Genomic DNA, 18,925 nt, shown 5'->3' on the forward strand with positions numbered 1-18,925 from the left:
GGGGAAACGCTATTCGTGTCCGGGCTCGAGGTCGCGGACGTCGGTGTAGGTGACAACCGTACCGAGATCGCCAGGTGCAGAGCCTGATTCGGGATCCAGTAGGAAACCTACGTGGTCTCCGAGAGGGATGCGGTCGATAATGCGTCCGCTGAACCAGGCGGAGGACTCATCGAGTATCGGGAGTTCATGGGGGCCAGGATGCCAGGCGCAACGCGCGAACTTGTCGATATCGTCGCCGGTGGATCCCCCGAACAACGTTGCCAATTCGATGTGATCCCTCGGGATGACGTGGACAGCAAGAAATTCCGTCGTCAATGCTGTGTGGAACGTGTGATTCTTGTTCGACAGTCCAACGAGAAAACGCGGAGGAGCGATACTGACCTGAGATGCAAAACCGACCAGACATCCGGACCGCTGGTTGCCCTCGCCGGTGGTGACGACAAACATCGGGTAGTCGAGTTCGCCGACCAGTGTGTCGAATGCGCTTGTGCCGTTGTCGTCAGAGTTGCCGGGTGCTCCTCGAGTCCCGTTGGGGCGTTTGCCGATCAATGACCTTCCTGATCCGTGAGGTTATGGCCTTCGAGGCGCTTGACGCGTCGTCGCTCGAGAAGGACGGCGGCTACGCCCAGCGCGAGGGACACAGCGCACACTGCGCCGGCGATCAATGCCCATCCCTGAAAACCGTAACCTAGTGCCACCAAGGTTAATCCGAGCGTGGCGAGCGCAAGTCCGATGAGAAGGTACCCGGGGTAGTTCCGTCCGTCGGCGATCCCTTCGCCTACGTGAGATCGATTGGTATGTGCGTCGTCGACGGGTAGGTCGCCGTTTGTTTCAGCCACTGTGTTCTCCGTTCTCGGAAGTCAACCCCGAAGGCATTTCGGTGTGTATATCTGTGTTGCGCTCTACCCGTTGTGCGGATCGGTCGCTGGTCCGTGTGTTGTTGCGCCGCCTTCGCCGGACCAGGGTTGGTCGCCTGACGGATCGGATTGGACGTCGCTGTCCGCATTTTCGGAACCTGAATCGGTTGTGACGGTTTCGACATCATCAGGTGAAACGTCGCCTGAGTTTTCTTGTTTGCCGGTCATCATGCCTCCTGGGTTCATCTCGACGGGAAATCGAGGGAGCGACCTACCGATCGCACCAGAAAAAGCTAATCTGCATCCGTGGAAACAGATAATATCATGTAAGCGTTCAAATTCTGAGGTTGCCGGGCCGCTTACCGGGGTGAACTGCGCAGTGAAGTCTCACCGCGGTCCCAGCAACCGGTGATGTGTTCGGCCAGCAGGTCGTCGAACGCCAAACATGAAGCGGCGCCGAACAGAATGTCGCTCCCCATGGTGGGGTCCTGCTCCGCTAGCTTGCCGGCGAGATCGCGGACTGCGATCTGTTCGTGAACGGAGTCGGCTTCTACATGCTCGTCGTAGAACAGTGTTGCCCGCGAGCTGAAACCTAGGCGACGCAGCCCGGCGCTGTAGTTCTTGCTGGGAAGCGACGACGTGGTTTCCACTGCGCACAGATGGCCGATCAACGCCCCGAGCAGCCGACGATGAAATCCGAAGAGCGAGAGCACATTGAGGCTCGCAAGGGTCACTGCCGGAACGACGTCGAGATAGTGTGCGTACCGATCCGACAGTCCGAGTTCGCGCATGGTGTTGGCAAAGAGGGTGGAGTGCATCCTCTCCAATCGCCCGCCGCCGTACTCGTCCGCTTGGACTTCCACCAGCGCGGCTTTCGGGGCTCCGGCCAGACGCGGAATTCCCAACGTGTGAACATCGGATTCTCGTAACTGGTTGAGCGAACGGTGGATGAGTACCTCTTCGAACTGTTCGGCACTGGCGTCTGTCGCCATGAACTTGGACATGCTCGGCCCGGTCGACGGCGCGGTCATCGCCCACAATTGTGAGACGACGTCCGCGGCGTCGAGAGGTTGGGCTTCAAGATTTCGGGATGCGACGATCGAACGGACTGCTGCCTCGAACGACGACTCCAGCGCGGCCCGTCCTGCGAGAAGATCGAGGTTCCATTCCCATTCGTCAGACACTCCGGCGAGTCCCTGAAGGTGTAGTTCGTACAGCAGCGTCAGCGACAGTTGTGCGTCGTCGTCGAACACGATCGATGTACCATCGTGCTCTCCGGCCGCACTCCGAGCGGCGGCGGTGAAGGCAGCAGGGTTAGCGTCGGATCCAGACAACAGTGCAATCAGCAGTTCGCTGACCTGTCCTCGCGCGGAGGGGATCGGCATGCGAGTGCCGGTTGCCAGTGCTTGCGATGGTGTTAGATCAATCCGTGTGGAGGACATATGAACTCCGATTCCGATCCTGGGGGCGACGATTCCGCTGTCACGATCACTGTATGCCCAGACGGGCCACTACTGGTTCGAGGTCCGGCGACGCTGGTCGACGCCGACGGCAACCCGATCAGCCGTGAACGTGCAACGGTGGCGCTGTGTCGTTGCGGTGGCACAGCGATACCTCCCTTCTGCGACGGTACCCACAAAAAGAGAAAAGTTCGACGTTCCTGAGTGGCTGAACCCGGTTTTACGGCAAACGCCCGGCGGGGCGTTTACCGATCGGGAGTGATCGGCGAACGCGCCACCGGGCAGGTTAGCGGGGTGGATCAATACCAGACTTTCCGGCCACCCACCGCGCGACCCGTAGCGCCGAGGAGCGACAAGACTGCGCCGACGACCACCAAAATGATGCCGACCGTAGTCAGAATGCTGATTGACGTGAAGTAGCCGACCAGTGCCAAGATAATGCCGAGAACAATCATGGTGAATCCTCATCTCCGATGCGTAGGAAGTTGCCGTGATTTACGGACTTCCGCTATCTGTTCACTGGCGGCGGCACCAGTGCATCCGCTCAGTTGGTGAACTTGTTCTTGATATCGCTTGCAGCATCAGAGATATCGTCACCGACCTGTTTGGTCTTGCCTGAGACCTGATCCTTGGCGCCCTCGGCGGCAAGATCGTCGTTGTCGGTCTTGTGTCCGACCTTCTCTTTTGCCTCGCCGATGAGTTCCTCGGCCTTGTGCTTTGCCTTGTCGATGAAATCAGCCATGGTTATCGTGATCCTTTCGGGTAGAGATTGATTCGAGTCGTTCTGGATCTGGGAAATTCACCGTCGGCCGGTGACGGCCTTGACCAGGAAGAGCAAGATCACCGCGCCGAGTACACACGTGAAGAAGCTGAATATCAGGCCACCACCGTTGACGTCGACACCGAACAATTTGAGAAGGAATCCGCCGATCAGACCGCCGATAATGCCGACGACGATGTTCAGCACGATTCCCATGGAGGCATCGGTTTTCATGATCTTGCTGCCGATCCAGCCGGCGAGTCCGCCGATGATGATCCAACCGATGATGCCGAGTCCGAGCACAGTGAGTCTCCTTGTGACAATTGGATTCCAAGTGACAGTGGGATTCCGAGATTGGGGATTCCACGATTGAGGTCATCTTGGACCTTTAAAAAAACTGAGGTCAGAGGGAAGTGATAGCTACAGCCCCGAGCAGTGTTCCCACTACTATCGATCCGGCCAACAGTCGTTGCTGCAGTTGGAATATCCGAAGTTCGCGTTTGGTCACGGTTCAGGCTTTACGGGCCTTGTCGGCGGCGTCGAGTTCCGTCGAACTTCCCTCGTGCACAAGGTTTCCGCCTGAGTTCTCCAGATGAGCCCGGACGAACCATTGGAACTTTTCCAGCTGCGCTGTCTGACCGATCAACATGTCTTCGGTGATGGGATCGATCTTTCCGACCGAGTCGATCGCGGCCCGGGAATCGGTGATGACGCCGGTGTACACGAGGTCCAACGCGGCGAGGTGTGCGCGAGCGTCGTCACGTCCGACTGAATAGTCGTCCCACGAGCGGTCGGCTTCGATAGCGCCGGCGGTTCCCTTCGGGGAGTTCCCGAGTGCGGCGATGCGTTCGGCAACGTCGTCCGCGTAACCACGGACCAAATCGACTTGGGGATCGATCATTTCGTGTACGCCGATGAAATTAGGGCCTACGACATTCCAGTGAATGTGCTTGAGGGTCAGGTGTAGATCGTTGTACGCGCTCAGGCGTTCCTGCAGAACTGCGGCTACGCGCGCGCCGTCGTCGGTGCTCAGTCCCGGGATCGTGAATGTAGACATGTATCTTCCTCTCGTCAGAGTGCCGAGCTGTGTGCTGCTGCGGCACAAATACTTTCGGATCGTGTCTGTCGATTCAGTTGATGCTTCCGGCCAGGTCCTCGGTTATCGGATCCCCGAACATCATGGCGATTCGAAGTTTGAGTTCCGGCGTGGCCAAGGTCGAGCTACCGGAGTTGATCTCGCCGCTCGGTGCGGACGGGATGTCGATCGTCGTCATCTTGCTCCTGCGGTCTAGGGGTGTAAGTAGTGAGAATCGGGCGATCCGCTTCTCGTCAGCGCCGTGTTCTGCGCCTCCCAACACCCAAATCTGTCTGCAATTTGATACGCATGTTCTCGTCAGGACGTACTAAAATCTATACCAGCCGACGCAGATAATTAGCAACCCCAGAACGAGCGGATCGACTCCAGTCTGAATCAGTCAGGTGATGAAATGGCCGCCCTGTACAGGCGAAATGCCGAAAGTCCTGAATTTGAAAAAATCTTCGGCCTCGATCGCCGATATGAAATCTATGCTCCCGCGAACAGATTCGTTGCCTGGAAGTGCTAAAGTCGTGGAATCGCCGATTGGGTCGAGGAGGCTTGCAGTGACATTAGAGCCACACACGCGCTCACGGCGTGGCGTTTACGGCATCTCGGTGATGTCGGAGTTATCCGGAGTCGGGCCACAGACGTTGAGACTGTACGAGCGACGAGGACTCCTGACCCCCACACGCACGGGTGGTGGAACTCGCAGGTACAGCGAATCAGATCTGGAGACATTGCGTCGCATCACCGCGTTGATCGACGACGGCGTCAATTTGGTCGGAGTGAGATTGATTCTCTCGCTCGAGGCCGAAAATTCAACTCTTGCGGCGAGGATCGCTCAGTTGAGTGAATCTGCTGACGGTCAGGCCTGATCGCCGCGTGAGTCGGCGTCGGTCGCTTCAGTGCGGTTGTTATCGACGTCAGTCGCTTCAGTGCGGCTGATATTCCCGAAGTCTGCATCGGCGACGATCTTGTTTCCGCCGGCTTCGAGGGACGCGAGGGCGGAATCGAAGGCGTCGATGAGCCACTGGTTTGTTGCTTCGGTGAGCAATTCATCCGGCGCGCCGTCGATATCGGCCTGGAAGAAGCGAACCAACCAGGTTCCACTGATACCGGGTTCGTTCGACAAACCGTGAGGAGTGTTTGTGGCAACGACGTAGCGGTTGTACTCGAGATCTACCCGAATGGCGTACGCGTCGTCCAGATGCACGATGTTCGCCGGTCGCTGCGTGGCTGCTGCCAGCGCGATCAGCGCATCGTTGTAAATTTCCGCGTACTTCACAGTGAGTGGAATGGTCGGCCTATCTGTTCGACGTAGCCCATGCAGCACAGCACGGCAAGGATAAAGACGGTTCAACGCCCATACCAGGCACGGAACTGAAATTCATCCTATCCCAGACACCTGTCGGCAGATTCCGGAGGTATCGGGCGCGCCCAACGACCGGCCGGCAGCTGTTCAGGGGCACAGTGCGTGAGAGAGCATGGCCACTATGTCCGGTTGTTCCTTCGGCGTCGAGGTCAGCGTCACGGTGTATGCGCGATCTTCCGTTGCACCGGACAGTGTGTAGTAGCCGTAGATTCCACCGCTGTGTCCGATGTAGGTAACCCCGCAGGGCAGTTCGGTGGATCCGACTCCCAAGCCGTAGCCCAGGCCTTCGGCTTCGGTGGCACCGGCGTGTGGGGTGGTCATCTCGGTGAGTTCGTTCTCCGGCACGATTCTGCCGCTCAACAAGGCCCGCCAGAAGGTGTTGAGATCCTTGCCGGTAGACACCAGGGCACCTGCTGACCAGGGGATGGACGGTTCGATCCGGGAGACATCGGTGCGCCCGCCGGGTAGATCGGCATATCCGGTCATGTGCTCACCTCGGATGTCTCGTTCACCCGGTGGTGGGAGATAGGTGTCCTCGAGTTCCAGTGGTTCCAGAATCCGAGTGCGCAGCTCGTCCGCGTAGCTTCGGCCGGTCACAGCTTCTACGAGCATCCCGAGAACTATGTAGTTGGTGTTGGTGTAGCGAAAAGCTGATCCGGGCTCGAACTGCGCGGGCTTGCTCAAAGCGATGGCCACAGCGTCGGCCGGCGTGAGCGTGCGATTTTCGTTCGCAGCCACCCATTCGTCGGCGTTGGGTTCGCCGGCGAACTCGGCTAACCCGCTGCGATGTTGCAGTAGGTGCCGGACGGTGATGGTGTCGCCCGGCACAAGTCCTGGGAGGTAGCGCTGGACCGGTGCATCGAGGCCGACCTTGTCCTGCGCAACCAGTTGCAGCACGAGTGCTGCGGTGAATGTTTTTGTCACGCCGGCGATCCGGACTCGGTAGCGAGGGCCGATCGAATCGCCATTCGTCTGGTGAGGGACACCGCTGGTCAGAACCGTAGTGGTCGAGTTGTCGTCGAGCGTGGCAATCGAGCCGACTGCGCCCGATTTCGTGAGCGAATCCAGATCCGATTGAACCTCGACGGTCCGTTGGAGCGTCGCACATCCGACAAGTGCCATCGAGGTCGCAACTACGGCAATGGTGGCCAAGACGTGTGAGCGCATGAGTCGAATCTAAGGATCTTTCGGCTCGCGGGAATCCAGGAAATCCCGGATCTTTCCCCTGATCTTTCTCGGGCGCCAAGGACTGGGCTGTCTGGGACTGGGCGGGGACAAAGGGCCTCATTCTGCATAGGGTTGCCGATTCTTGTCCGAATTGCCCGAGATGATCGTTAGCATCCGAAGGCCACATGCTCATTTCAGATCCGACCAGTTCAACGCTATTTCGGTGCGATGGCCGCACCGCAGTACCTCAACGAAGGACGGTTGCATGAGGAAGTCGACACTGCGCAGGGGAACGGTTGCAGCCCTGCTGACTGGAAGCGTTCTGGTCCTGACTGCAGCGCCCGCTTTCGCGGAACCGGGAAGCGCCGGTAGTACCGGCAGTACCGGGTCACTGGGCAGTATGGGCAGTATCAGCAGCGGATCTGCGGCCCTTCCGATCCCCAGTCCCGCAGGTTTGATCGCTTTGGCGGCGGCTACCACCCAAACCGGAAAGCCGTACCAATGGGGTGGCGTCGGACCGAACTCGTGGGATTGCTCCGGGCTGGTGCAATGGGCGTTCCGGCAGGCCGGCGTGAATCTACCGCGGACCAGCCAAGAGCAAGCCCGTGTGGGACAAGCGGTTCCGCGGTGGGCACTAGTTCCCGGCGACGTCATCACGTTCTATCCCGGCGCAACGCACGTCGGAATCTACGCGGGCTTCGGAATGGTCTTCAACGCGTACGGCGTCGGAGTTCCCACGGGTCTGACCCCCTTGGCTGATCTCCCGATCAACAACATTCGACGGTTCTAATCTGCACAGAACCTTCACAAGTCCTCCCAGGTTCATCCACGTCGGGCTAATACAGTCAGTTCCATGAGTCAGCGAAAAGTGCTCGTGGTCGACGACGAAGTCAGCATCTGCGAATCGATTGCCGCGCGTCTGCGCGCCGAGGGATTCGACGTGGAGATGGCATTCGACGGACCCAGTGCTGTCGCGCGGTGCGCCGAGATCAATCCGGACCTGGTGGTTCTCGACGTGATGATGCCTGGATTCGACGGCCTCGAAGTGTGTCGTCGAATCCAGGCCGTACGAGCTGTGCCCGTGCTGATGCTCACGGCGCGCGCCGACGAAACCGACATGGTGATCGGTTTGGGTGTCGGTGCTGACGACTACCTCAGCAAGCCGTTCAGCATGCGGGTGCTGGTTGCGCGGGTACAGGCGCTGCTCCGGCGTGCTGGTCGTCCCTCGCAGCCGCTATCCGATCTCTTGGAGTTCGGTGACGTCGTGATCGACCTGACCGAGCGTCGGGTGCGCCGCGACACGCAAGAAATACACCTGACGCGGACCGAATTCGATCTGATCGTGTATCTGGCAGAGCGACCAAGAGCCGCGATTCCCCGCGAGTCGCTGCTCGAGGAGATCTGGGGATGGGGCGAGGGGGCGGGTAGTCGCACCGTCGACTCTCACGTCAAGGCGCTACGACGCAAACTGGGGTCCTCGGTGATCCGAACCGTTCATGGCGTCGGCTACGCGTGGGACGTGCCGCGATGAGCGTCGTCGACCGGCTATTTGCGCGGTGGCCACGACCGCTCGACCCGATGCGGTCCTTCAAGGTGAAGGTCGGGTTGTTGGTTGTCGCCGCATTGTTGTTCGCTTCCGGTGGTTTCTGGCTGACATCGCAACAACCGTTTCGATTCGCGCTGTTGACGGCATTGTTTGTTGCCCTGGGTGTTACGCAGGTGCTCGCACACGGAATGACGTCACCACTTCGCGAGATGACGGCAGCGGCCAAGGCTATGGCGCGTGGCGACTATTCCCGTCGAGTGCGGGCGACATCGCGCGACGAAGTGGGCGAACTTGCAACGGCATTCAATCGAATGGCCGAGGATTTGGGTGCCGACGACAGGTATCGCCGCGAGCTGATCGGCAACGTGTCGCATGAGTTACGCACGCCGATCACCGCTTTGCAGGCGATGCTCGAGAACATTGTCGACGGTGTGCAGGATCCGAATCCGGAGACGATGCGTTCGGCTCTCGCTCAAACAGAACGTCTCGGTGCTCTGGTGGACGATCTGCTTGATCTCTCGAAACTCGAGGGTGGTGCAATGCCGTTGAATCCCAAGATGTTCGAGATGAAGCCGTTCCTGGACGAATTGATGTCGCAGCGTAGGGGAGGCGTCGTCATCGATGTGAGCCCTGCTTCGCTGAGCATCTCGGCCGATCCGGATCGCCTGCATCAGGTCGTGACCAACCTGCTGGACAACGCAGTTCGCCACGGCGGCAACGACGTACACGCAGTGATTCGCGTGCGCAGAGATACTGCGCACGCCGTCGTGATCGATGTCCATGACGACGGCCCGGGGATCGAGCCGGCTGCACGCTCCGAGGTCTTCGACCGATTCATCCGAGGGGGTTCCACGGACGGTGGCACCGGCCTTGGGCTTGCCATCGCGAAGTGGGCCGTCGAATTACATGGCGGCACCATTGCCGTTGTTGATGCGCACGCTGGGTGCTGTATTCGAGTGGTACTGCCGCAGAACTGAATTAACCGATTATCGACGGCGCGCCCCAAACGGGGTCCGCGCCTGATTTGCCGATCCTGAAAGTAGGTCTGATAATGACTGCTCCGGTTGCTGTTGCACCAAAACCCAGTGCGCCTGCCCTACTGGTGCCACGCGTATGGCGTCGAGATCGGACGTCCATTCCGACGCGTCCGATGCTGATCGGATCGGCAGTGGTGGGTGTTCTTGCCGCCCTGATCCTCGATGTCGACACCATCGGGGTTGCCTACGCGATCGTGTTTGTCGGTGTCACGGTAGTTGTCGGGCTCCTCACGCCGCCACGGTTGACTCCGATTCAATGGGGAGCCTGCGCCGGCGCACTTGCGCTGTTCGGTGTGGCTGCGGTCCGCGGTGCGGGATGGCTTGTCTTTGTATGCCTGGTGGCAGCGTGGGTTGTGTTCACCTGGGCGTTGATCGGTGGCCGGACGTGGACAGGCATCGCGCTGGGAACGATCATGCCGTGGCGCGCTCCACTACGGGTGATGCGCTTTGCCCGGCGGAGAAACGCGAGACCCGGCGCAGCGCTGCGAGTGCCGGCCGTTCGTGTGGTGGCCGTAGGTGCCGTCAGCGTCGCAATGCTCCTGATCTTCGGATCTCTTTTTGCCAGTGCGGATCCGGAATTCGCGAAGTTCTTCGACGGCGCCGCTCCCTCGATTCGGGTCGATGAAACAATCGCTCACCTGTTGATCGGGGTATTGGTGGCATTCGGGACGCTCACGGCTGTGTATCTACGGCGTCGAACGCCTGACGTCGATGCGCTTGCTCCCATGCCGGCGTCGCCGCTGCCATTGTGGGAGTGGGTGGTGCCGCTCGCGATGCTGAACGTGCTGTTCTTGGGATTTGTTGCGGTGCAACTCAAGACGCTGTTCGGCGGCGACAAACACGTCCAGGTCACCGACGGTCTGACGTATGCAGACTATGCGCGTCAAGGATTCTGGCAGCTGATGATGGTGACGGTGCTGACGTTGTTGGTGATCGCGGTTGCGGTTCGGCGTGTAGATCGCGATGATCGCCGATCGAGGGCACTGGCCCGGGGGCTGCTTGGCGCGCTGTGCACGTTCAGCCTTGTCATTGTGGCGTCGGCCGTTCATCGAATGTGGTTGTACGAGAACCAGTACGGATTCACGAGGCTGCGAGTGAGCGTCTTTGCCGTCGAACTGCTGCTCGGGCTGGTCTTTGTCTTGCTGATCATCGCGGGAGTGCGGATGTCGGGCGCGTGGCTGCCGACGGCTGTACTCGCCATGGCCACTGTGGGCTTGCTGGGCTTTGCGTTCTTCAACCCTGATGCGTACATCGCGGAGAAGAACGTCGAGCGCTTCGAGCAGGGGAAGAGCATCGACGTGAACTATCTGAGCACGCTTTCGGTCGATGCCGTTCCTGCACTTGATCGACTGCCGGAGCCGCAGCGCAGTGATTCGCTGTGGTACCTGAAACAGGAACTGCGCGGATCCGAAGATTCGTGGTGGGAGTTCAACAGTGCGCGCAAGCAGGCCAGGGAGATCCTGTTCGGATAGCCGCGCGCCGATTGTGCAGCCGCAGAGGTAGTTACCCCTGCGGCTGCACAATTGCCCTGCGGCCTAGTGCACGGCCAGCGAAATCTTCTCGCGCTCCTGCGCGGACACAACATCACGCGTCGGAAGCAAGTCGATGGTCACGCTGTTGAGTTTGCCGCCGTAGCGGAACGTGCCCTTCTCCGCGAATTCCTCGGAAACCGGGCTGCCACGGTTGATTCCGATATCAAGCTGCTCGTTCATGCTGAAGATCGCCCGGGTAGTCTTGTCGACCCTGCCCTCCGCGACAACCTCGCCGTCGACGCGCACCGTCGCGAGACCGCCTTTGCCGATACCACCGCCGTCGTAGTCGAAATTGACCGAAACTTCCTTGGCGTCGGGGGACAGGGGCTTCTCGGCGCGCACGAAGGTACGGCCACCACCGCTGAAGTTGTAGCAGTACACGGGGACGGAATCGATGATGTACAGAGCGAATCCGCCGAACCGGCCACCGAGGCTGACCAGCATGCCGTCGGCGACGCTGCCCAGGTTGGCGGTCAACGCGTACGAGCGGTTGAAGAAGTTGGGTGCTGCCTTCTCGACCAGCCCGTTCATGTGCGGGTACAGCGTCAGCGATTTGCGATCCATCATGGGATGCGGCGGACGTGATTCCGGTGTCGAATGCCGTCCGACGGTACGGTCGTCGAGCGGAAGCACCTGGTACTTGGCGGCCTCGACCAGGAACTTCTCCTTGAGTCGCGCGAGGATCTCAGGATGTTCGTCCGCGAGGTCACGGGCCTGCGACCAATCGACCGTCGTGTCGTACAACTCCCACTTGTCGTCGCTCAGCGACGTCAGTTCCAGTCCATGCGTTGCCATCAGCCATGGGGCACGGTGCGCGGTGACGGCAGTCCAACCGTGATCGTAGATGCCGCGGTTTCCGAAGATCTCGAAATACTGTGTGGTGTGCCGCTCGTCGGCCGCTGGATCATCGAAGGTGTAGTTCATCGCTACACCCTCCATCGGTTTCTGCGTTACACCGTCGACGCTTGTCGGGGCCGGGATGCCGGCAGCTTCGAGGATCGTGGGGGTGATGTCGACGCAATGGTGCCACTGTTCACGGATTCCGGGATTCTCGATTCCCTTGGGCCAGTGCGCGATCAGCCCGTTGCGGGTTCCGCCGTAGTGAGAGGCAACCTGCTTGGCCCACTGGTACGGGGTGTCGAGCGCTAGTGCCCAGGCAGCCGGGTAGTGCGGATAGCTGGTTTCGGTACCCAGTTCGTCGTACCGGGCGAGCACGTCTGCGGTCGCGGTCTTGTAGCCGTTGAGCCCGGCGAGGTAGTTGAACGAACCTTCCATGCCGCCTTCGGCCGAGGCTCCGTTGTCGCCCATCATGTAGAGGACGAGGGTGTTGTCCAGAACGCCCATGTCCTGCAGGCGATCCACCAGTCGCCCGACCTCGTCGTCGGTGTGCTCGAGGAACGCGGCGTACAACTCCATGAGCCGGGCCGAGACCTTCTTCTGGTCGTCATCGAGCTCATCCCAGTGTGGAACGCCCGGTGCCCACGGAGCCAGGACGGTATCTGGCCCGACGACGCCCAGCTCCTTCTGCTTTTCGAGAGTGATCTCTCGCTGGCGATCCCATCCGTGATCGAATTCGCCGACGTACTTGTTCAGGTAACTGTCCGGAACCTGAAGGGGCGCATGGCACGCGCCGAATGGGAGGTAGCAGAACCACGGCTTGTCCGGGTCCATGGTGTTGACGCCCTCGACCCACTCGATTGCGTGATCGACCAGATCCTCGGAGAGGTGATAGCCCTCCTGCGGTGTCTTGGGCAGGTCCACCATCGTGAAGTCCTCGTAGAGAACCGGTGTGAACTGGTCGGACTCGGCGCCCAGAAAGCCGTAGAACTTGTCGAACCCTTCGCGTACCGGCCAACGATCGAACGGCCCCGCCGCTGTGGTCTCCCAGGTCGGAGTCTGGTGCATCTTGCCGAAAGCGCCCGTAGCGTAACCATTTCCCTGCAAAATGCGGGCAACAGTGGCCGCCGAGGCCGGCCGGGTTCCGTTGTATCCGGGTGCGGCGTTTGCCATCTCGGAGATGACACCCATGCCGACGCTGTGATGATTGCGGCCCGTCAGAGTGGCGGCTCGGGTTGGTGAACACAATGCGGCAGTGTGGAATCGGCTGTACTTGACCCCGGTGTCTGCCAGGCGTTCAGCCGTTGGGGTACGGCACGGGCCACCAAAAGCGGAGGGGGCGCCGAATCCGACATCGTCGATCATGACGAGCAGAACGTTGGGTGCCCCGGCCGGCGGGCGAATCGGCTCTGGCCGGGTGAATGGCACCTTCTGGTCTCGGTAGTCGACGGATGCGGCGACGTTCGGCGTCTCGGGGATGATCGGAATGGAATGACGATTCACAAGCGGGCTCCTGGCTGTATCGAGGCCGAGAATTAAGTAGATGACTTAATCTGCAGCGTAACTCCCGATGTCGCATTCAATGGCAAGTTCTCGTTGAGTGGGATTCCGTCCCCGCTGTGCGCCTTTGTTAACCCCCGGCGGTTAATAAAGGCGGACGGCAATTGGGGTTGCAGTTTTAAGGCACTGACTTATATGCTCCATCTCATGCCCAGCTCGTCAGATGCCAAGAGTGCAATGATCGCCGTCGCAGAACGCATGTTTGCCGAACGTGGCATTCACGAGGTGTCGATGCGCGATGTCGCGGCAGCAGCGGGGCAACGCAACAACTCTGCGGTTCAGTATCACTTCGGTGGTCGGGACGGCTTGGTGCTGGCCGTGTTCCGGTATCGGATGGGTCAGATCAACATTGCGCGTCTGACGTACCTCGACGACATCGACTCGAGTGGGCGTACGGATACGGTTCGAGCTTTGGTCGAGGCGTTCATTTACCCTCTTGCAGATTTCCTTGCCACTGCCGACGGATCGAACTATGCGCGGTTCATCGCCAGGGTCTCGCCCTCGGTCGATACACAAAGTGTCGAGTTCCGTGAGGTCAGCGAGGCGAACAACGAAGTTGTCTCGCGGCTGACACGGGCACTGAACCACCTCTCGCGTCGTGTCGCTGTCGAGCGGATCGACCTGATGTCCAACATGACCGTCGCCGCGCTTGCTGTTTTCGAGCAGCGGCGTGAAGAGGGAAATCCCGTGGTGAAGGCGGATTTCGACACAACTGTCGACCATCTGGTCGACCTCATGGTGGCGGCACTGCTGGCTCCGCAGAGTGAGCACACACGAACCCGAAGCAAGATCGCGCAGTCCACTGATGCGCGAGTCAACACGTAAATCGAAACGGAGCTATTTCCATGGCTGCACTCACGTCGTCTCGTACAGTTCAAATCGGCAATCACACAATCGAATTCGGTCCTCGCGGGATGCGTCGTAATCCCGAAGGTGTCGAGTCGATGCCGTACGAGCGTTTCACTCTCACCCCGGTCACACCGTTCATCGGCGCTGAGATCAGCAACATCGATCTGCGTGATCCGTCGGCCGAGCAGATCGACGACGTTCGTCGTGCATTGCTCGAATGGAAGGTTGTGTTCTTCCGCGACCAGAACATCTCGAGTCTCAATCACCGTGACTTTGCCAGCAATTGGGGCGAACTCGAAGTTCACCCACTGCTCCCACAGGGTGAAGTTCCGGCCGTGGTTCGATTCGAACGCGGCGAGGACAGCCCAGGCACCGAAAACATCTGGCACGTCGACGTGACCTGGACGAAGACACCGCCGCTAGGCTCTGTCCTGCGTGCGATCGATGTTCCGCCGGCCGGTGGCGACACCCTGTGGGCCGACATGGGCAACGCGTTCGATTGCCTTCCTGACGAGGTCAAGGAGCTGATCGACGGACGCGAGGCGGTCCACGACTTCGTTCCGTCCTTCGGCCGCAGCATGTCGCCCGAAAAGCTCGAGAAGATGAAGGAGCAGTACCCGCCGGTCCTGCATCCGATGGTGCGCAAGCACCCCGAGACGGGCCGCAAAACGCTGTTTGTGAACAGCCTCTTCACCACGCATATTCCGGACATGGATCCGCAGGAAGGCAACGACCTGCTCAACCTGCTGTTCGCGCAGGTCAAGGTTCCGGATTTCCAGTGCCGTTTCAAGTGGGCAGCCAATTCCATTGCGTTCTGGGATAACCGGGCAACGCAGCACTACGCTGCCAGTGACTACTTCCCGCATCGACGGATCATGGAGCGCGTCGCGATTCTCGGCGACGCACCCTTCTGATCTACTCCTGCGGAATTCGCACGACGCACCGGAAGCCGACGTGGCAGGTCGAGGACTCTTCGGACTCGCTCTGCCGCGCGGCCGGCCGGTAGCGCAGGCAGTAGTTGGGTGCACACAGATGTGACCCACCTTTGATAACTCGCAGCGGATAGGATTCTCCCGCAACGGTTTCCGTTGCAAGCTCGGCGCGCGGATTGCGAGGGATGCAGCACGAGGTGGCCGGTGCCAGATTCTTGGTGCTGTGGGCGTGGTCGGACGTGTAGTGATCCGCTGTCCATTCCCAGACGTTGCCGGCCATATCGAGGAGGCCGTAGCCGTTTGGGCGGAATTTACCAACGGGAGCGGTGCGTTCGTAGCCGTCTTCGAGCAGGTTCTCCCACGGGAACTGGCCTTGCCACACGTTGCCACCGGGCTTTCCGCCAGGAGAGTCCTCGTCGCCCCACACGTAAGCCTTGCGGTCGAGGCCACCGCGCGCCGCGTACTCCCACTCCGCTTCGGTGGGAAGTTCCTTGCCGGCCCACTGGGCATATGCCTGCGCGTCGAAGTACGACACGTGTGTCACGGGATGTTTCTCGCGACCACCGACATTGCTACTCGGGCCCTCCGGGTGCCGCCAATCCGCGCCGGGTGTGAAGGTCCACCACTGGGTGTAGTCGTCCAAGGAGACCGGTCCTGGCGGTGAGTGGAAGACCAGAGAACCAGGCACCAGCAGTGCCGGGTCGGCATCGGGGTAGTCGGCAGGATCGGGCGCGCTCTCCGCAGTCGTGACGTGTCCTGTTGCTTTGACGAATCGGCGGAACTCGGCCACGGTGACGGCCGTCGTATCCATCCAGAAACTGTCGACGCTCACCTGGTGAACGGGGCGTTCTTCCGGGTAGAAGTCCTCGGAACCCATCCAGAAGGTTCCGCCCGGGATCAAAGACATGTTCTTCGGGGGAGTACTCATGGCGGCTGAGGGCGTCATGGTTTCAGCATGACATGCGGCCCGGAATGGGTGAAACGAGAATCCCATCTGGTGCCCTCGTCAGGATTTGAACCTGCGACCCTTCCTGTCGCGGGTTCAAAATTGAATGCAGGCAGTTTAGGCGGCGAGGGAGACGGACAACTCGCGCTGGAGCGAATCGGTATGGATCCGGTGCGCCGCGTCAGGGAAGGATCTGTCTAGGTGCTGGATGCGATCGTCTGATTGTCGGTGGGTTGTGAAGGTTCGATCTTGTGCCGTTTGACGAGTAGGACAATGGCGATGATGGGGTAGGCCAGGATTGGCGCGAAGGCGCCCACGTACGACGTTTGGTCCAACAGGATGATGCTGCCGCTGATGAGAGCAAAGTCGAAAAGTCCGTGGAGTACGGAGTTCAGGGCGTTACTGCCCGAAACTCGGCGTGTGAGGTAGAAGAAGTATCCAGCGAGGCTGACAATGATTGCTTGTGGGACAGCGGAAGCGCCGTGTCCGAAGACGTTGGAGAGGTGGACGGCGCCGAAGATGAGACTGGACCACAGGGCTACCTGGCCTTCGCGGAGTCCGTGGTTGCGCAGCATGGTCACTCCGATGCCGCGGAACATTCCTTCTTCGCCCCAGCCGACGAATTGCGTGGCAATTAGTAGGACAAGGACAAACAGCCAGCCTTTCTCTGCGAGTGCGCTGTAGTCGATGCCCACGAGGATCGCGACGAGCAGGATGGCAGGAACGACCCACACCCAGCGGTTCACCGGTCGGTCATCCTTGAGCACTGGACGCCACCAACCCAGAGCTGCGATGACGCCGTAGGTAAAGATGAGGGCGAGTCCCAAGGGGATCACCATCGTGAAGATGACTCCACGGGTGGTTAGTGTGTCGTCCTCGTTGCTCCAACCCGCGATGAGGCGGCCGCCGAACTGAATAATTGCCAGGTACGCGATGACGATCACTGCGAAGGCGACGTACGAGAGTTGACGCCCGGAGATGCGAGGCTGACCCTCGTGCTTGTGTATGTCCACTGCCCAATGTTAGAGCGCAGATTGATTTGACGCGGGCTGACCCGCTCGGCAGGTCACGCCAGATTCGCCCCTTGTTGATCCGCCCAGAATTGCTCGTTATGCCGCGCCGGTAAGGCTGCCACGACCGAAAAGCCCCATCTCTCTGGCGCGGGATGGGGCTTTTTGTCGTGCAGTCCGAACTACTCGTCCACTCTGGCGACCGCAGGGAGGAACGCTCGAATGATCCCGTAGTTTGCCCGGAATTTCGATCCATCGCGAATGATCAGTTCGCGTCGTTTCAACTCGTTGAGATCTCGGGTTAGGCGGAGTTGCAGGTCGCGCACATGTTATGACCTGGATGAAAGGGCATAAATGTGCCCTCGGCAGGATTCGAACCTGCGACCCTTCCTTTAGGAGAGGAATGCTCTATCCCCTGAGCTACGAGGGCGGGGAGCTCATCCGTAAAGCATGAAAACCGTGTTGTACTGCGGTTTTCGCTTGCCGGTTGGGCTGGTGCCGCTACTTGACCGGTTGGCGTTGGGCCTTGGGCGTCGTAGCTGCGGTAGTCAGTGTAGCGGCACAACCCATACGGCGCGAAGCCGACAGGCGCCCGCAGTATTGGACCTGCGCGGGCGTCGTCGAACCTCAGCGGGCGGCGCCGGCAATCCTCAAGTCGATTTCCCGCGGACTCAGGAGATTGTCGAGTACCAGGACGGCGCACCCGAGGATTCCTGATTGCGCCCCGTGGCTGACGGACACGATGTGCAGTGAGCGTGTGGCGAGTGCAGTTGCGTTGCCGTAGACCGATTCTCGAAGTCCGGCAAGGAAGAGTTCGTCGGCTTCGGCCATGTCGCCGCCGATGACAAGCACTTCCGGGTTGAGGAGATTGACAGCGCCGGAGATCACGTCGCCGATGAGCCGTCCGCTGGTTCGGATCAATCGGCGTGCTTCGCCGTCGCCGTCGAGGGCCAGCCGAACGACGTCGCGGACGTGGCCGACGTCCCGGCCCTGGGCTTCGAGTGCATGTACGAGAGCCCAACCGCTGGCGACGGTTTCGACGCAACCCACGTCACCGCAGCGGCATTGGATGTCCTTGGCGGCAGCGGTTTTGGTGTGCCCGATCTCGCCGGCGGCGCCGAGTGAACCGCGTTGTAGTACACCGCCGAGAACGATGCCCGCGCCAAGGCCGGTTGAGGCTTTGATCATGAGTAGATTCGGTGCGCTTTCACGCCTTTCGCTGAGTTCCGCGAGTGCCATGACGTTGGCGTCGTTGTCGGCGAACAGCGGCGCGTCTGTGACCGATGCAAGGTAGGGAGCAAGGGCAACACCGTCCCAGCCCGACATCATCGGTGAATCGAGACTGGCTCCGGCTGCGACGTCGACCGTCCCGGGGATGCTGAGCCCGACTCCGATGACTTCGGAAGGCGGGCGGCCGATTCGGGCCAGCAATGACGTCAAGTGATCAGCGATCTCAGGCATCAGTTCGTCGGGCCCGACGCCCACCGATTTGTCGATGTCTTCCGCGGTGAGGATGGCGCCGGACAGGTCTGTGACGGCCAATTGCGCACGCGAGCGGCCGATCGCGACAACCAGCACCAATCCAGCGGACTTGTCGAACGTCAAGGTGGCAGGCGGACGGCCACCTGTCGATGGGCCTTCGTCGTCGTCCGCGATCAGGCCGATCGACTGCAGCGCGCTTACCCGGGCAGACACCGCGGTCCGGGACAGTCCCGTGAGTTTCCCGATTTCGCTTCGTGTGGTCGCGGAACCTGCGCGGATCAGCGAGAACACCTCGCCGGCTGTGGCGGGAGTGATGGGCGGTCGGGTCATACCTTCTATTCAAGCATTCTCTCAGCGTTACTTCAGGATGCAAAAGATTTATTACTTTAGTCTTTTGGAGACGTAAGTAGGTATTGTGAAAAAGCAGAAGTGGGCATAGGCTGTGTCTTGACTCACTAGGCACCGCGTTCTCGGGTGGGTCGCAGTACGAGGTCAGAGGG

General features: G+C 60.2%; 23 protein-coding genes and 1 tRNA gene. 8 read left to right on the forward strand and 16 right to left on the reverse strand.

What is annotated here, in order from left to right; genetic code table 11:
• Positions 1-9 precede the first annotated feature (9 nt).
• From R4P64_RS19165 to R4P64_RS19180, 4 genes are all read right to left on the reverse strand, one after another.
• The gene (locus R4P64_RS19165; protein ID WP_411742693.1) at positions 10-471 is read right to left on the reverse strand and encodes a flavin reductase family protein; all 462 of its coding nucleotides are present in this window, start codon (positions 469-471) and stop codon (positions 10-12) included.
• Positions 472-545: 74 nt separating this feature from the next.
• Positions 546-839 carry a hypothetical protein gene (locus tag R4P64_RS19170; protein ID WP_095888409.1) on the reverse strand — a complete coding sequence of 98 codons (294 nt, stop codon included), beginning with the start codon at positions 837-839 and terminating at the stop codon, positions 546-548.
• A gap of 63 nt (positions 840-902) precedes the next feature.
• Complete coding sequence (locus R4P64_RS19175; RefSeq protein ID WP_033234380.1) at positions 903-1,085, reverse strand: hypothetical protein; 183 nt, start codon at positions 1,083-1,085, stop codon at positions 903-905.
• Between the two features lie 131 nt (positions 1,086-1,216).
• Entirely contained in the window at positions 1,217-2,299 is a 1,083-nt protein-coding gene (locus R4P64_RS19180) for an iron-containing redox enzyme family protein (RefSeq protein ID WP_317822242.1), read from the reverse strand.
• On the opposite strand from R4P64_RS19180, the gene R4P64_RS19185 reads away from it, so the two are divergent.
• Entirely contained in the window at positions 2,300-2,521 is a 222-nt protein-coding gene (locus R4P64_RS19185; protein WP_033234163.1) for a CDGSH iron-sulfur domain-containing protein, read from the forward strand. It begins immediately after the preceding gene.
• A gap of 95 nt (positions 2,522-2,616) precedes the next feature.
• Here R4P64_RS19185 and R4P64_RS19190 read toward each other — a convergent pair whose 3' ends face one another.
• From R4P64_RS19190 to R4P64_RS19210, 5 genes are all read right to left on the reverse strand, one after another.
• Positions 2,617-2,772, reverse strand: coding sequence for a DUF6131 family protein (locus R4P64_RS19190; protein WP_092806704.1), 156 nt, complete (start codon positions 2,770-2,772; stop codon positions 2,617-2,619).
• 89 nt (positions 2,773-2,861) lie between these two features.
• On the reverse strand, positions 2,862-3,059 hold the full coding sequence (locus tag R4P64_RS19195) for a CsbD family protein (RefSeq protein ID WP_033234164.1): 198 nt from the start codon (positions 3,057-3,059) through the stop codon (positions 2,862-2,864).
• 57 nt (positions 3,060-3,116) lie between these two features.
• Positions 3,117-3,380, reverse strand: a complete 264-nt coding sequence (locus R4P64_RS19200) for a GlsB/YeaQ/YmgE family stress response membrane protein (protein ID WP_045069132.1) — start codon at positions 3,378-3,380, stop codon at positions 3,117-3,119.
• Positions 3,381-3,588: 208 nt separating this feature from the next.
• Complete coding sequence (locus R4P64_RS19205; protein WP_033234166.1) at positions 3,589-4,134, reverse strand: Dps family protein; 546 nt, start codon at positions 4,132-4,134, stop codon at positions 3,589-3,591.
• Between the two features lie 73 nt (positions 4,135-4,207).
• Positions 4,208-4,351 (reverse strand): hypothetical protein, encoded by a 144-nt coding sequence (locus tag R4P64_RS19210; RefSeq protein WP_165826319.1) that lies wholly within the window; start codon positions 4,349-4,351, stop codon positions 4,208-4,210.
• A 367-nt stretch (positions 4,352-4,718) separates the two neighbouring features.
• On the opposite strand from R4P64_RS19210, the gene R4P64_RS19215 reads away from it, so the two are divergent.
• Complete coding sequence (locus tag R4P64_RS19215) at positions 4,719-5,030, forward strand: MerR family transcriptional regulator (RefSeq protein ID WP_033234167.1); 312 nt, start codon at positions 4,719-4,721, stop codon at positions 5,028-5,030.
• On the opposite strand, the gene R4P64_RS19220 is transcribed toward R4P64_RS19215, so the two are convergent.
• A complete protein-coding gene (locus R4P64_RS19220) occupies positions 5,021-5,440 on the reverse strand; it encodes a hypothetical protein (protein ID WP_317822243.1) in 420 nt (139 codons plus the stop codon). The two genes, R4P64_RS19215 and R4P64_RS19220, sit on opposite strands and share 10 nt — an antisense overlap.
• Before the next feature lie 174 nt (positions 5,441-5,614).
• Positions 5,615-6,694: a serine hydrolase domain-containing protein gene (locus R4P64_RS19225; RefSeq protein WP_141486369.1), complete on the reverse strand. Its 1,080-nt coding sequence runs from the start codon at positions 6,692-6,694 to the stop codon at positions 5,615-5,617.
• Between the two features lie 265 nt (positions 6,695-6,959).
• Here R4P64_RS19225 and R4P64_RS19230 point away from each other — a divergent pair, with 265 nt between their 5' ends.
• From R4P64_RS19230 to R4P64_RS19245, 4 genes are all read left to right on the forward strand, one after another.
• Positions 6,960-7,484 carry an NlpC/P60 family protein gene (locus R4P64_RS19230; RefSeq protein WP_033234169.1) on the forward strand — a complete coding sequence of 175 codons (525 nt, stop codon included), beginning with the start codon at positions 6,960-6,962 and terminating at the stop codon, positions 7,482-7,484.
• A 63-nt stretch (positions 7,485-7,547) separates the two neighbouring features.
• Positions 7,548-8,225, forward strand: coding sequence for a response regulator transcription factor (locus tag R4P64_RS19235; RefSeq protein WP_317822244.1), 678 nt, complete (start codon positions 7,548-7,550; stop codon positions 8,223-8,225).
• Entirely contained in the window at positions 8,222-9,217 is a 996-nt protein-coding gene (locus tag R4P64_RS19240) for a sensor histidine kinase (RefSeq protein ID WP_033234382.1), read from the forward strand. The genes R4P64_RS19235 and R4P64_RS19240 overlap by 4 nt, the downstream gene beginning before the upstream one ends.
• A gap of 74 nt (positions 9,218-9,291) precedes the next feature.
• Positions 9,292-10,749: a DUF4153 domain-containing protein gene (locus tag R4P64_RS19245; protein WP_033234171.1), complete on the forward strand. Its 1,458-nt coding sequence runs from the start codon at positions 9,292-9,294 to the stop codon at positions 10,747-10,749.
• A 63-nt stretch (positions 10,750-10,812) separates the two neighbouring features.
• Here R4P64_RS19245 and R4P64_RS19250 read toward each other — a convergent pair whose 3' ends face one another.
• On the reverse strand, positions 10,813-13,149 hold the full coding sequence (locus tag R4P64_RS19250) for an arylsulfatase (RefSeq protein ID WP_317822246.1): 2,337 nt from the start codon (positions 13,147-13,149) through the stop codon (positions 10,813-10,815).
• Between the two features lie 204 nt (positions 13,150-13,353).
• On the opposite strand from R4P64_RS19250, the gene R4P64_RS19255 reads away from it, so the two are divergent.
• Positions 13,354-14,031, forward strand: coding sequence for a TetR family transcriptional regulator (locus R4P64_RS19255; RefSeq protein ID WP_033234383.1), 678 nt, complete (start codon positions 13,354-13,356; stop codon positions 14,029-14,031).
• Between the two features lie 20 nt (positions 14,032-14,051).
• Positions 14,052-14,969, forward strand: a complete 918-nt coding sequence (locus tag R4P64_RS19260) for a TauD/TfdA dioxygenase family protein (protein WP_033234173.1) — start codon at positions 14,052-14,054, stop codon at positions 14,967-14,969.
• A 1-nt stretch (position 14,970) separates the two neighbouring features.
• Here the strand turns inward: R4P64_RS19260 and R4P64_RS19265 are convergent, their stop codons facing one another.
• From R4P64_RS19265 to R4P64_RS19280, 4 genes are all read right to left on the reverse strand, one after another.
• The gene (locus R4P64_RS19265; RefSeq protein ID WP_317822248.1) at positions 14,971-15,933 is read right to left on the reverse strand and encodes a formylglycine-generating enzyme family protein; all 963 of its coding nucleotides are present in this window, start codon (positions 15,931-15,933) and stop codon (positions 14,971-14,973) included.
• A 197-nt stretch (positions 15,934-16,130) separates the two neighbouring features.
• A complete protein-coding gene (locus R4P64_RS19270; RefSeq protein WP_233364313.1) occupies positions 16,131-16,946 on the reverse strand; it encodes a CPBP family intramembrane glutamic endopeptidase in 816 nt (271 codons plus the stop codon).
• A gap of 354 nt (positions 16,947-17,300) precedes the next feature.
• Positions 17,301-17,373, reverse strand: a tRNA-Arg gene (locus R4P64_RS19275).
• 197 nt (positions 17,374-17,570) lie between these two features.
• Positions 17,571-18,755: an ROK family protein gene (locus tag R4P64_RS19280; RefSeq protein WP_141486365.1), complete on the reverse strand. Its 1,185-nt coding sequence runs from the start codon at positions 18,753-18,755 to the stop codon at positions 17,571-17,573.
• Between the last annotated feature and the right edge of the window lie 170 nt (positions 18,756-18,925).

The organism is Rhodococcus sp. IEGM 1366 (assembly GCF_033142425.1).
Taxonomy (GTDB): domain Bacteria; phylum Actinomycetota; class Actinomycetes; order Mycobacteriales; family Mycobacteriaceae; genus Rhodococcus_F; species Rhodococcus_F globerula.

Coding starts and splice junctions, on each gene's coding strand:
- R4P64_RS19175 (WP_033234380.1), bottom strand. CDS start 1,085: ATGACCGGCAAACAAGAAAACTCAGGCGACGTTTCACCTGATGATGTC.
- R4P64_RS19180 (WP_317822242.1), bottom strand. CDS start 2,299: ATGTCCTCCACACGGATTGATCTAACACCATCGCAAGCACTGGCAACC.
- R4P64_RS19185 (WP_033234163.1), top strand. CDS start 2,300: ATGAACTCCGATTCCGATCCTGGGGGCGACGATTCCGCTGTCACGATC.
- R4P64_RS19190 (WP_092806704.1), bottom strand. CDS start 2,772: ATGATTGTTCTCGGCATTATCTTGGCACTGGTCGGCTACTTCACGTCA.
- R4P64_RS19195 (WP_033234164.1), bottom strand. CDS start 3,059: ATGGCTGATTTCATCGACAAGGCAAAGCACAAGGCCGAGGAACTCATC.
- R4P64_RS19205 (WP_033234166.1), bottom strand. CDS start 4,134: ATGTCTACATTCACGATCCCGGGACTGAGCACCGACGACGGCGCGCGC.
- R4P64_RS19210 (WP_165826319.1), bottom strand. CDS start 4,351: ATGACGACGATCGACATCCCGTCCGCACCGAGCGGCGAGATCAACTCC.
- R4P64_RS19225 (WP_141486369.1), bottom strand. CDS start 6,694: ATGCGCTCACACGTCTTGGCCACCATTGCCGTAGTTGCGACCTCGATG.
- R4P64_RS19230 (WP_033234169.1), top strand. CDS start 6,960: ATGAGGAAGTCGACACTGCGCAGGGGAACGGTTGCAGCCCTGCTGACT.
- R4P64_RS19235 (WP_317822244.1), top strand. CDS start 7,548: ATGAGTCAGCGAAAAGTGCTCGTGGTCGACGACGAAGTCAGCATCTGC.
- R4P64_RS19240 (WP_033234382.1), top strand. CDS start 8,222: ATGAGCGTCGTCGACCGGCTATTTGCGCGGTGGCCACGACCGCTCGAC.
- R4P64_RS19245 (WP_033234171.1), top strand. CDS start 9,292: ATGACTGCTCCGGTTGCTGTTGCACCAAAACCCAGTGCGCCTGCCCTA.
- R4P64_RS19255 (WP_033234383.1), top strand. CDS start 13,354: ATGCCCAGCTCGTCAGATGCCAAGAGTGCAATGATCGCCGTCGCAGAA.
- R4P64_RS19260 (WP_033234173.1), top strand. CDS start 14,052: ATGGCTGCACTCACGTCGTCTCGTACAGTTCAAATCGGCAATCACACA.
- R4P64_RS19265 (WP_317822248.1), bottom strand. CDS start 15,933: ATGACGCCCTCAGCCGCCATGAGTACTCCCCCGAAGAACATGTCTTTG.
- R4P64_RS19280 (WP_141486365.1), bottom strand. CDS start 18,755: ATGACCCGACCGCCCATCACTCCCGCCACAGCCGGCGAGGTGTTCTCG.